Annotated in this window: 10 protein-coding genes; 9 read left to right on the plus strand and 1 reads right to left on the minus strand. The window is 62.6% G+C overall.

The features are described 5' to 3' along the window. Window positions 1–65: 65 nt before the first annotated feature. The 3 genes from aspS to ACFRFQ_RS08015 are packed head-to-tail and all read left to right on the plus strand — an operon-like array spanning window position 66 to window position 4085. Entirely contained in the window at window positions 66–1868 is a 1803-nt protein-coding gene (aspS, locus tag ACFRFQ_RS08005) for an aspartate--tRNA ligase (RefSeq protein WP_378655404.1), read from the plus strand. A gap of 18 nt (window positions 1869–1886) precedes the next feature. After that, window positions 1887–2852 carry a DUF389 domain-containing protein gene (locus tag ACFRFQ_RS08010; RefSeq protein ID WP_378655407.1) on the plus strand — a complete coding sequence of 322 codons (966 nt, stop codon included), beginning with the start codon at window positions 1887–1889 and terminating at the stop codon, window positions 2850–2852. Between the two features lie 54 nt (window positions 2853–2906). Beyond that, on the plus strand, window positions 2907–4085 hold the full coding sequence (locus tag ACFRFQ_RS08015; RefSeq protein WP_378655409.1) for a kinase: 1179 nt from the start codon (window positions 2907–2909) through the stop codon (window positions 4083–4085). 59 nt (window positions 4086–4144) lie between these two features. On the opposite strand, the gene ACFRFQ_RS08020 is transcribed toward ACFRFQ_RS08015, so the two are convergent. Next, window positions 4145–4525 (minus strand): nuclear transport factor 2 family protein, encoded by a 381-nt coding sequence (locus ACFRFQ_RS08020; protein WP_378655412.1) that lies wholly within the window; start codon window positions 4523–4525, stop codon window positions 4145–4147. A 157-nt stretch (window positions 4526–4682) separates the two neighbouring features. Between ACFRFQ_RS08020 and ACFRFQ_RS08025 the strand changes: the two genes are divergently transcribed. The 6 genes from ACFRFQ_RS08025 to ACFRFQ_RS08050 all read left to right on the plus strand — a co-directional run bounded on the left by ACFRFQ_RS08025 (window position 4683) and on the right by ACFRFQ_RS08050 (window position 12152). After that, the gene (locus ACFRFQ_RS08025) at window positions 4683–6029 is read left to right on the plus strand and encodes a replication-associated recombination protein A (RefSeq protein WP_378656287.1); all 1347 of its coding nucleotides are present in this window, start codon (window positions 4683–4685) and stop codon (window positions 6027–6029) included. 91 nt (window positions 6030–6120) lie between these two features. Next, window positions 6121–8793 (plus strand): alanine--tRNA ligase, encoded by a 2673-nt coding sequence (gene alaS / locus ACFRFQ_RS08030; RefSeq protein ID WP_378655414.1) that lies wholly within the window; start codon window positions 6121–6123, stop codon window positions 8791–8793. 2 nt (window positions 8794–8795) lie between these two features. Then, window positions 8796–9332, plus strand: a complete 537-nt coding sequence (gene ruvX, locus ACFRFQ_RS08035; RefSeq protein ID WP_378655417.1) for a Holliday junction resolvase RuvX — start codon at window positions 8796–8798, stop codon at window positions 9330–9332. Beyond that, complete coding sequence (gene mltG / locus ACFRFQ_RS08040; RefSeq protein WP_378655420.1) at window positions 9329–10639, plus strand: endolytic transglycosylase MltG; 1311 nt, start codon at window positions 9329–9331, stop codon at window positions 10637–10639. Before ruvX ends, mltG begins: the two co-directional genes overlap by 4 nt. Further along, the gene (locus ACFRFQ_RS08045) at window positions 10629–11447 is read left to right on the plus strand and encodes a shikimate dehydrogenase (RefSeq protein WP_378655422.1); all 819 of its coding nucleotides are present in this window, start codon (window positions 10629–10631) and stop codon (window positions 11445–11447) included. Before mltG ends, ACFRFQ_RS08045 begins: the two co-directional genes overlap by 11 nt. Window positions 11448–11549: 102 nt before the next feature. After that, window positions 11550–12152 (plus strand): prepilin peptidase, encoded by a 603-nt coding sequence (locus ACFRFQ_RS08050; RefSeq protein ID WP_378655428.1) that lies wholly within the window; start codon window positions 11550–11552, stop codon window positions 12150–12152. Window positions 12153–12440: the final 288 nt, after the last annotated feature.

The raw sequence follows: 12440 nt of genomic DNA on the forward strand, positions 1-12440 counted from the left end.
CGCTCCGTAGGATCGCAGGCAAAGTAGTCGGTCGTCGGTTATTGAAGTTGTTCGAAAGGAATCCCGTGCTGCGCACACATCTCGCCGGTTCATTGCGACCCGAGCAGGCAGGGCAGACCGTAACGCTCACCGGTTGGGTAGCCAGGCGTCGTGATCACGGCGGAGTGATCTTCATCGATCTCCGTGATGCATCCGGAGTTTCGCAGGTAGTTTTCCGGGCGGGTGACGTCGCCGAGCAGGCGCACCGTCTGCGTGCGGAATACTGTGTTCGCGTGACCGGTGTCGTCGAGGTCCGCCCCGAGGGAAACCAGAATTTCGAGATCCCCACCGGCGCAATCGAGGTCAACGCCACCGAACTCGAGGTCCTCAACGAGAGTGCTCCGCTGCCGTTCCAGCTCGACGATCAGGTCGGTGAGGAAGCACGTCTGAAGTACCGCTACCTCGACTTGCGCCGTGAAGGACCCGGGCACGCAATTCGCTTGCGCTCCAAGGTGAATGCTGCTGCGCGTGGTGTCCTCGCGCACCACCAGTTCGTCGAGGTCGAGACACCGACCCTGACGCGGTCCACCCCTGAAGGTGCCCGCGACTTCCTGGTTCCGGCGCGCCTTCAGCCCGGTAGCTTCTACGCGCTGCCGCAGAGCCCCCAGCTCTTCAAGCAGCTCCTCATGGTGGGTGGCATCGAGCGCTACTACCAGATCGCGCGCTGCTACCGCGACGAGGATTTCCGAGCGGACCGTCAGCCGGAATTCACACAGCTCGACATCGAGATGGCTTTCGTCAACCAGGACGACGTCATCCTGCTGGCCGAGGAAGTCCTGACCGCGCTGTGGAAGCTCGTCGGTCACGAGATCAAGACGCCGATCGCGCGCATGACCTACAACGAGTCGATGCGTCGCTACGGCAGTGACAAGCCCGACCTGCGTTTCGACATCGAGCTCGTCGAGTGCATGGAGTTCTTCAAGGACACCACGTTCCGCGTGTTCCAGGCCGAGTACGTCGGCGCTGTTGTCATGCCGGGTGGTGCAAGCCAGCCGCGCAAGCAGCTCGACGCGTGGCAGGAATGGGCCAAGCAGCGCGGCGCCAAGGGACTTGCCTACGTGCTGGTCGGCGAAGACGGAACGCTGGGCGGACCGGTCGCGAAGAACCTCACCGACACCGAGCGTGAGGGCCTGGCCGCTCACGTCGGCGCACAGCCGGGCGACTGCATCTTCTTCGCGGCGGGTGCAACCAAGCCGATGCGCGCGCTGCTCGGTGCTGCTCGCGGCGAAATCGCGCGCAAGAAGGATCTCATCGACCCCAAGGCCTGGGCCTTCGTCTGGATCGTCGACGCTCCCATGTTCGAGCCGGCCGCCGACGCCACCGCGTCCGGTGACGTTGCTCTCGGCCACTCGGCGTGGACCGCTGTGCACCACGCCTTCACGTCGCCCAAGCCGGAGTTCTTCGACACGTTCGATACCGATCCGGGAACCGCTCTTGCCTACGCCTACGACATCGTCTGCAACGGTAACGAGATCGGCGGCGGCAGTATCCGTATCCACCGCAAGGACATTCAGGAACGAGTGTTCAAGGTGATGGGTATTTCCGAGGAAGAGGCGCAGGACAAGTTCGGCTTCCTGCTCGACGCCTTCGCCTTCGGCGCACCCCCGCACGGCGGAATCGCCTTCGGCTGGGACCGCATCACCGCGCTCCTCGCCGGCATGGATTCCATTCGTGAGGTCATCGCGTTCCCGAAGTCGGGTGGCGGTGTCGATCCACTTACGGATGCACCTACCCCGATCACGGCGCAGCAGCGTAAGGAATCCGGCGTCGACGCGAAGCCGGAGAAGAAGGCTGACGCTGCCGGTGGCGACACCGCAGACGGCAAGTAGAACCGACCCCAGATCGCGGTGCTGCACCTGAGGGTGATCTGCCCGTCCGAGCGCACCGAGGATGTTCTCGGTGCGCTCGAGGCGGTACGCGGTGTGACACACATAGTCATGTTGCGTGGCGCGGCAATCGATCCGCGCGGCGATCTGGTCCAGGCCGACGTTGCCCGTGAATCAGCCAACGATGTCATCGCCGCGATGAAAGATCTCGGAATCCCCGAGAAAGGCGCGGTGACGCTGGTTCCGGTGGAGACGGTGTTGTCCGCGTCGGCGCGCAAAGCCGAGCACGAAGCTCCCGGTGACGGCGCGGAAACTGTGGTGTGGGAAGAGTTGCTGTCCCGCACTCGTGAGGAATCGACTCTCAACGGCCTGTTTGTTGCTTTCATGACCATCGCGTGTCTGCTCGCCGCTGTCGGTGTGGTGACGGATTCGCCGGTCACCATCGTCGGGGCAATGGTGGTGGGCCCCGAATTCGGGCCGCTGGCAGCTCTGGCGGTGGCATTGGTGCGAGGTGACAGGAAACTTCGCAGACGTTCGACATTGGCGCTTGTCGTCGCCTTCCCGGTCGCGATGGGCATCACTCTGCTGGCCACGTTCGTGGTGAAGTTCTTCGGATGGATGGATGTCGTCAGTTTCGAGGCGTTGCATCAAGTCGATTTCATCTACAAAGTCGGTCCGATTTCGTTTGTTGTGGCCCTCCTGGCGGGTTCGGCGGGAATGCTGGCCCTGATTTCGTCGAAATCGGCTGCGTTGATCGGCGTGTTCATCTCGGTGACTACCGTCCCGGCAGCCGGTTTCGCGGTAGTTGCTGCCGCTAACGGTGAGTGGCATATCGCCGGCCTGTCGTCGTTGCAACTTGCCGTCAACATGCTGGGTATTGTCACCGCATGCGCGCTCGTGTTGTGGGTCAAAACGAAGGCCGATGAGGAGTTTGCTGCAGCGCTGAAAGGCATTTCAGGTCTGATCGGTGAAGAGAAAGCGCACTGACCGTGCGAGGCGAAGACGCATGATTCCATTCACTTACGGGTAAGTTGATCAGTGATGACCGTATTACTGGCAGACCCCGTATCCGAAGTTGTGGCAGCTGCCGAGCAGTTGCTCACACGCCGCACCGGAGCACCCGTCACCCTCGTTGATCCCACGGATCTCGGTGGGAGTGGACGCACCATCGTGCTGCGCGTTCGCGTTGCCGAGAACCCGTTTTCCCTGCCCCGAACCCTGGTGATCAAGCAGGTCCGTGATCCCTATCTCGGTGTGAAGAACGGCGTTACCCCGCCCGCCGAGGCAATCCATGTGTTCGATCCCGACACCGCCTTCCTGCGGGAAGCCGTGTCGTACCAATTCGCCAACGCATTGGCCAAGGACGCCCGTCCCGGCGCGGAATTGCTGGCGTACGACTTGGGCGCCCGACTCCTCGTGCTCAGTGATCTCGGTGACGCCACCGCGATCAGTGTCCTCTTCCAGGACAGCGACTCCGACACCGTTACCAATACGCTGATGGCGATGGCCCAGGCAATGGGACGCATGCACGCCGCTACCGTCGGCCGTGAAGAAGATTTCACAGCCCTGCTTCGGCGCGCCGAAGTTATCCATAGTTCCGACGAAGTGGCTGATCAGGTGGCACGCGTAGTCACCGACGTGCCGTCGATGTTGGCGAACACGTTGGGTGTCGACGTCGATCCGAATGTTCTCGACCAGGTCCACCATGCGCAGAATCTGTTCAGCGGCGGGCGATACCGTGCGTTCAGCCCCTCCGATCTGTGCCCGGACAACATCATCGTCAACGGCGAGGGTGTTCGATTCCTCGACTACGAGTGGGGTGGTTACCGAGACGCACTTCTCGATATCACCTACGCGCTCGTGTCATTCCCCGGATGCCTGTGCAACGTCGACCTGACCGAGGAACGCGCGTCGGCGATGGTCGACGCGTGGCGTTCGGAAGTGGTGGGCTTGTGGCCGGCACTCGCCGACGAAGCCGAGCTGGGTCGTGGGCTGGTCGAAGCTCAACTCATCTGGGTGTGGCTGAGCACGTACATGTTCCTGCCTAATGATCATTCGCGGATCGCTGCTGTGCGAGAGCACCACCTGTCGATTCCACGTTCGGATGCGTTGCTGCGTCGGTGGGCACGGTTGGCACGATCAGCTGAACTCGCGGGCAACGCCGCTGTGCAGGCCCACGCCAGTGAGGTTGTCGCTGCGCTTCGCGAACGCGCCGAGTAACACTCCCACGAACCGACAAAGCGCCCGTGCTCAGCACGGGCGCTTTTGTGTGTCGAATCTCAGTTGTCGGCGAGAGCGTCCGCCTCGGACAAGTCCGTTGCCGCCAGCGCCGTCGCGAGATCAGGATGCCGGAACGTGGATGTGACCTGATCCTGGACCACCCGGAACGCCGACGCGATGGTGGCGGTCTTGCCGGGTTCTGTGGCCCATGTCGCAGTCTGCTCGACGACAACAACTCCGTGGTGGACGTACATTTTGCCGGGAACAAGCGTCAATCCGGCGTTCGAAGCCCACTCGCTCAGTGCTGCCAATCCTTGCGTAGCCCCGTCGGGTCCGCCCACCTCGATGTCGTCACTCGACAACTGCAGGAGTGTGTCGATGTCTTGGCTGTTGAGTGCGTCATGCCACGCGAGGACGGTGGCGATCTCAGAAGTGCTCATGGCGACACGTTATCTAATTCGACTCGGCTGTGCCTTCCAGATGTGACTTCGACGCGTCGGTGCCTTCTAGTAGCGTCGTTTTGTGAGCGATTGGCAAGCTGAAGACAGCGTGGTGGCAGAAGACGGCCTGTTCGAGGCAACTCCGGAAGATTCCGAGATCGTGGACGAACCAGATGTCGTCTCGGCAGCCGAGCGTGCCTTGTCCTCGGTCCCGCCGAGTGCCCCTTTGGCTGTCCGGATGCGCCCACGCACTCTTGGTGAGGTTGTCGGACAGCAGCACCTACTCGGACCCGGAGCGCCGCTGCGGAGAATGGTCGAGGGATCCGGTGCCGCATCGGTACTTCTGTACGGGCCACCTGGGACCGGCAAGACCACACTGGCGTCGTTGATTTCCGGCGCGACCGGTCGGCGATTCGAGGCGTTGTCTGCGTTGTCGGCCGGCGTCAAGGAGGTTCGCGGTGTGATCGAACTGGCCCGGCGCCGGCTCCTGAACGGTGAGCAGACTGTCCTGTTCATCGACGAGGTGCACCGATTCTCGAAAACGCAGCAGGACGCGTTGTTGGCCGCTGTCGAGAATCGGATCGTGCTGCTGGTGGGTGCTACCACCGAGAACCCGTCGTTCTCCGTGGTGTCGGCGCTGCTGTCCCGCTCCCTGGTTCTGCAATTGCAGGCACTCACCGCTGCGGACGTCGAGGAACTTCTCGAGCGGGCAGTGAGCGACGAGCGAGGGTTCGGCGGTGCTGTCACCATTGCCGACGACGCGATGGAACACCTGGTGAGACTGGCCTCGGGTGACGCCCGCCGCGCGCTCACCGCGCTCGAGGCGGCGGCCGGTGCTGCGCTCGACACGGCGGGCAGCCAACCGGGACCTGTCGAGGTTGATCTCGCGACGGTGGAGGCCAGCGTCGACAAAGCTGCCGTTCGGTACGACCGTGCCGGGGATCAGCACTACGACGTCATCAGCGCGTTCATCAAGAGCATTCGAGGGTCCGACGTCGACGCGGCGTTGCATTACCTTGCGCGAATGCTGACAGCGGGGGAGGATCCTCGCTTCATTGCCAGACGGCTGGTTGTACACGCCAGCGAGGACATCGGGATGGCCGACCCGATGGCACTGCAAACCGCGATGGCCGCAGCTCAAGCCGTGCAGTTGATCGGTATGCCGGAAGCCCGCCTCGCGCTTGCCCAGGCGACGATTCATCTCGCGACCGCGCCGAAATCGGGTGCCGTCATCGAGGCGCTGGGCGCGGCCATGGCAGATGTGGCCGCCGGAAAGTCGGGCCTCGTACCGCCGCATCTACGTGACGGTCACTACAAGGGTGCCGAGAAACTGGGAAATGCGGTCGGCTACAAGTACCCGCACGAGAGCCGCGACGGTGTTCTTCGGCAGCAATATCCACCGGACGAATTGGTCGGTGTCGACTATTACAAGCCGACTGCCCACGGAAATGAGCGGGAGATCGCCGATCGAGTGGGAAAATTGCGCCGAATCGTGCGGGGTTGAAGCTGTAATCGTGCGGGGTTAAAGCTGTAAGGTCCCTGCACGCTACGCTGGACAACGACAGTTCGACGCTCATGAAGGTAAGGACCGGTTAGTGCAAACCCACGAGATCCGCAGGCGATTCCTCGACCACTTCGTCAAGGCCGGCCACACCGAGGTGCCCAGCGCGTCGCTGATTCTCGACGATCCGAACCTCTTGTTCGTCAACGCCGGCATGGTTCCCTTCGTGCCGTTCTTCCTCGGCCAGCAGACTCCGCCGTACTCGCGCGCGACGTCCGTGCAGAAGTGCGTTCGCACGCTGGACATCGAAGAGGTGGGCATCACCACCCGCCACAACACGTTCTTCCAGATGGCCGGTAATTTCTCCTTCGGTGACTACTTCAAGAAGGAAGCCATCTCGCACGCCTGGGCGCTGCTGACCGGTTCGGTTGACGAAGGCGGTTACGGCATCGACCCGACGCGCCTGTGGGCCACCGTCTTTTACGACGACGACGAAGCGTTCAACATCTGGCGCGACGAGGTCGGCGTGCCGGAAGAACGCATTCAGCGCCGCGGGATGAAAGACAACTACTGGTCCATGGGCATCCCCGGACCGTGTGGCCCCTGCTCGGAAATCTTCTACGACCGTGGCGCCGAGTACGGCGTCGAGGGCGGCCCGGAAGCCGACGAGGATCGCTACATCGAGATCTGGAACCTCGTGTTCATGCAGAACGAGCGCGGCGAAGGCACCAACAAGGGTGACTACCCGATTCTCGGACCCCTGCCGAAGAAGAACATCGATACCGGCATGGGCGTCGAACGTGTTGCATTCCTCTTGCAGGGTGTCGAAAACGTCTACGAGACAGACCTTCTCCGTCCCGTCATCGAGAAGGCTGCCGAGCTGACCGGAAGTGTGTACGGCACCGACCACACCTCCGATGTTCGTTTCCGCGTCATCGCCGACCATGCCCGCACCGCCGCGATGCTGATTGCGGACGGCGTCAATCCCGGCAACTACGGCCGCGGCTACGTGCTGCGCCGGTTGCTGCGTCGCATCGTGCGCTCGGCGAAACTGCTCGGCAGCGAGCAGCCCACCATGCGCGAGTTCATGATTGTCGTCCGCGACACGATGGCTCCGTCGTACCCGATCCTCGAAACCGATTTCACGCGCATCGAGAATGTTGCCGTCGGCGAGGAAACAGCGTTCCTCAAGACTCTGGCATCAGGATCGGCGTTGTTCGAGAATGCTGCCGAGACGGTCAAGTCGTCCGGAAAGTCGATCATTGCCGGCGATCAGGCGTTTGCCTTGCATGACACGTACGGCTTCCCGATCGACCTGACGCTCGAGATGGCATCCGAGGCCGGTCTCACCGTCGACGAAGACGGATTCCGCACCCTCATGGCCGAGCAGCGCAAGCGCGCCAAGGACGACGCTCAGGCTCGCAAGCACGCGCATGCCGACCTGACGGTGTACAAGGAACTGCTCGATCGTGGTCCCACTGAGTTCACCGGCTTCAACGAGTTGGTCTCCGAAGCTCACGTTCTCGCGCTCATCGTCGACGGCGTTCGGGTGCCGGTCGCCAAGGCCGGACAGTCGGTTGAGGTCATCCTCGACCGCAGCCCGCTCTACGCAGAATCCGGCGGACAGATCGCCGACATCGGATCGCTCACGGCGCCGGGACTCGAAGCCAAAGTCAACGACGTTCAGAAGATCGCCAAGAAGGTCTGGACGCACAAGGTCACCGTCCAGAAGGGCGAGATCACCGAAGGCGACGTCGTCCTCGCGCACGTCGACGCCGAATGGCGCAAGGGCGCAACCCAGGGACACTCCGGTACCCACATGGTGCATGCAGCACTGCGTCAGGTGCTCGGCCCCAACGCCGTGCAGGCCGGCTCGCTCAACAAGCCTGGCTACCTCCGCTTCGACTTCTCTTGGCAGGGAGCGCTTTCCGAGTCCCAGAAGCAGGACATCGAAGTTGTCACCAACGAGGCTGTCGCGTCCAACTTTGCGGTCAACACGTTTGTGACGGACCTCGACAAGGCCAAGTCGATGGGTGCCATGGCACTCTTCGGTGAGAACTACGGCGACGAGGTTCGCGTCGTCGAAATCGGCGGCCCGTTCTCGATGGAACTCTGTGGCGGCACGCACGTCGGAAGCTCGGCTCAGATCGGACAGGTCACACTGCTCGGCGAACAGTCCGTCGGTTCCGGCATCCGTCGTGTCGAGGCCTACGTCGGTCTGGATTCGTACCGTTACCTGGCCAAGGAGCGCGCACTCCTGGCCGGACTGTCCGCATCGCTCAAGGTTCCGTCCGAAGAGGTTCCGGCTCGCGTCGAGGCGCTCGTCGAGCGTCTGAAGGTTGCGGAGAAGGAACTCGAGCAGACCAAGGCCAAGGCTGTTCTGGCGGCAGCCGGCGAGTTCGTCGACAAGGCCAAGCGCATCGGCAGTGTGCTCGTGATCGCAGAACCAGCACCGGCCGGTGTCGGCGCGAACGATCTCCGCACACTGGTCACCGACATCAAGGGGCGTCTGGGCTCGGAGCCCGCAGTGGTTGCGTTGCTCGGCGACACCGACGGCAAGGTGCCATTCGTCGTTGCCACCAGTAAGGCTGCGCAGGCGCTCGGCGTGAAGGCCGGCGACCTCGTCGGCTCGTTCGGACCGAAGATCGGTGGCCGCGGCGGCGGAAAGCCCGACATGGCTCAGGGGTCGGGTTCCGACGCCTCCGGAATCCCGGCGGCGCTCGATGCGATCCGGGACCGGGTCGCAGAACTGGCGGGCGGCAGCTAACGGTGGCAGCGGCTGTGCAGGGTCCCGATCGCCCCGGCGTTGACGACCCTGGCCGCGGCCGACGTGTCGCGATCGACGTCGGTAGCGTCCGGATCGGGGTTGCGTCCAGCGACCCCGACGGGATTCTGGCGACACCGGTCGAGACCGTGCCTCGCTCCAAGGAACGTGGACCCGACGCGCCGGATATCCGGCGGATTATCGACATCGTGTCCGAATACGAGGCCGTTGAGGTTATCGTCGGACTGCCACAGACGCTGCGCGGCGAGCAAGGTAAAGCCGCCGGCATCGCCACTGCATTCGCAAAACGGCTGCAGCGGGCCGTCGAACCGATTCCGGTGCGACTGTCCGACGAGCGACTGACGACGGTCACGGCTGCGCGCAACCTCCGCGAAAGTGGAGTCAAAGCTCGCGGTCAGCGTCCCATGATCGATCAGGCTGCGGCAGTGGAGATCCTGCAAGGCTGGCTGGACGAGCGGAGTAGAGCAGTGAAACCAGGGGAGTCGTCGGGGGACACACCTGTGTCGGAGTTCGATCGGTGAGCGGGCGGTGGGATGAGGGCGGCTCCGGCCGGCCCACCGGTTCATTCGATTTCGACAACGACGAGACCATGGTCATGCGTGCGTTGCCACAGACCATCGAGCCGCCGCACATGTCCAGGGCTGAGGCCCGCAAACAACGTGAAGCGCAGTCCAAGCGAGCGAAACGTGGCAAGAAGGTCGGAGTTCTCGCAGTCCTCGTCTTGGTGATCGCGGTTCTCGGCGTCGGTGCCTACGGCGCCACCTGGTACATGAACCGCACGCAAGCGGCGGCAGATTACGCCGGTCCGGGCGGGGCGCCGGTCGTGATCCAGATCCTTCCAGGTGAAACTGCGTCGGAGATCGGTGCCACGCTCGCCGAGAAAGACGTGGTTGCCAGTTCGGCCGCGTTCTACAACGCGGCTGTGAGTAACTCGGCGGAAATTCAGAAGGTCCAGCCCGGTTTCTACCAGGTACCTGTGCAGAGCAGTGCGGCTGAGGCTCTGGACACGTTGGTGACCCCTGAATCTCGTGTGGGCCTGGTTGTGGTCGCCGCGGGTCGTCAACTCCACGACAGCAGTGATGCGCAGACCGGAGCCCTCAAGAAGGGCATATACAACCTGATCGAGGAAGCCAGCTGCGTCGGATCGGCCAGTGCGCAGACCTGTGTCAGTGCCGACGAATTGAACACTGCGGGAGCATCTTCCGATCTTGCTTCATTGGGTGTTCCGTCGTGGGCAATGTCGTCCGTGCAGGGTGTGCCGGACAAAGATCGTCAACTCGAGGGCCTCATAGCGGCGAGCAGTTGGGATTTCGATCCCACCGCAACGCCGACCGAAATTCTGCGGACATTGGTCCAAGGCAGCGCCGAGAAGTACGAAAGCACCGGCATTCTGACAGCCGGATCCGGCGTCGGGCTCTCGCCGTACCAACTGTTGGTCGCGGCGTCGCTGGTCGAGCGTGAGGCTTTGCCTGACGACATGTCGAAGGTCGCTCGCGTGATCGTGAACCGCTTGGCCGTCGATCAGCCGTTGCAGTTCGACTCCACGGTCAACTACTCGCTCGACACGACCGAAGTTGCGACGACCGATGACGATCGCGCCCGGGTGACACCGTGGAACACCTACGCAATGCCGGGATTGCCTGCCACTCCGATTGCGTCTCCGAGCATCGAAGCGCTCCAGGCGGTCGAATCCCCGGCACCTGGTGACTGGCTGTACTTCGTCACCATCAACATGCAAGGCGAAACGCTCTTCACCCACAGTTACGACGAGCATCTCGCCAATATCGTTCTAGCGCAGGAAAGCGGGATTCTCGATAGTGGTCGGTAGTGCGCGCAAGGCAGCGGTTCTCGGCAGCCCCATTCAGCATTCGAAGTCCCCGCTGCTGCACCTGGCGGCATACGAGGCATTGGGTCTGACCGACTGGACCTACGAGCGGATCGAATGCACAGGGGAGCAGCTGCCCGCCCTGGTCGACGGACTCGGACCCGAATGGGTCGGACTGTCTGTCACCATGCCAGGCAAGATCGCGGCCCTCGAATACGCGTCCGAGCGCACCCCCCGTGCCGTTGTCATCGGATCGGCAAACACGTTGGTGCGCGTCGACGGCGGATGGCGGGCTGACTGCACCGATGTCGACGGAGTCAGTGGTGCGTTGATCGCCGGTGGTGTCGGCGATCTCACCGGCGCCCCCGCTGTTGTTGTCGGTGCCGGCGGAACTGCTCGGCCGTCGCTGGTTGCCTTGGCGGATATGGGTGTTCGTAACGTGACTGTTGTCGCCCGGGATCCCAGGCGTGCATCGGGCGCCATCGAATGCGGTTCCGCGGTCGGCTTGGACATTGATCTTGTTGCCTTCGACGATCCTCGTCTCGGTTCTCTCTGCGCTGATTCGGCTGTTCTGGTGAGCACCGTTCCTGCTGACGCTGCAGCACCATTTGCCTCGGAACTCGGTCAGGCGCCATTTGTCCTCGATGCGATTTACAACCCCTGGCCGACGCCTCTGGCCTCGGCGGTCGAGGCTGCCGGTGGCACCGTGATCGGTGGCCTGGCGATGCTGCTCAATCAGGCCTTCGGTCAGGTTGAACAGTTCACGGGTAAGCCCGCTCCACGTGAAGCGATGGCTGCCGCGATCGCTTAGTTTCATGCACAGCTAACTTCATCCACAGCTAACCTTCATCCACAACGCCGGGGTAGTCCACAGCACGATTCAGGCATCTGCGGGTGACGCACGTTCGGTCGCATGCTCAGTGTCATGTGGACGTTGGTGGTGTTGGCAGGTGCGGGTGCAGTAGCTGGTTGCGGTGCTCGTCTTCTCGCGAAGCTGTGGATTGCCCGGAACAGTGGTGCGGGAGTTGTGGTTCGTCGTGGATTTCCCGAGTTAGCTGCCGCCATTGGTTGGGTTCTTGTCGGCGCCGCGACTTCATCTGTGGTGCAGCTTGTTTCGGGCTTGGTGGTCGTGTGGTGGTGCGTGGCTATTTCGACCGTCGATGCATCTGTGCAGCGACTACCCAACAGTTTCACCTTGGCAGGGTATGTCGTCGTGCTGGCGGTTTCGGCGTGCACGGGCGCATTGTGGACCGCGGTCATGGGATCGGCTTTGCTGGCGGGAATCCACCTTGTGCTGCACTTGATTTCACCAGGATCCTTAGGCGCAGGTGATGTGAAACTGGCACTTCCGCTGGGTGCGATCACGGGGTTGGGTGGTGCGCAGATCTGGCTGTTCTCGGCTTTTCTGGCGCTGGTGATCACCCTTGCCGTTTCAGTTCTACTGCCTCGGCGATCGCAGATCCCTCATGGTCCGTCGATGTGCGGCGGCGCGCTACTTGCCTGGATGATTGGATGATCCTGTTCGGCGTTCACAGCGATAGCACCACGCGGCTATCCGGATCTGGTCGTAGACGATTGTGTCAATCAGGTACAAGAAATCGTACGTCTGGTGGTAGCGGACGGCAGCCTTCCAGACTGCTCAGGGTCGGAAGAGGTCTGCTCCGATCGGATATCGCGCAATCAGACACCGCTGGCTGAAGTTTTTCGTCCGATCGTGTGGCGACAAGCCGCATTTACGCCCGCGAGGGTGCGTTGTCGGCGTTGTTGATCCCTGTGTCGGGGCAGGAGACAAGCGGGTTCTACC

The organism is Rhodococcus sp. NPDC056743 (genome assembly GCF_042790355.1).
Classification (GTDB): Bacteria; Actinomycetota; Actinomycetes; order Mycobacteriales; family Mycobacteriaceae; genus Rhodococcus_F.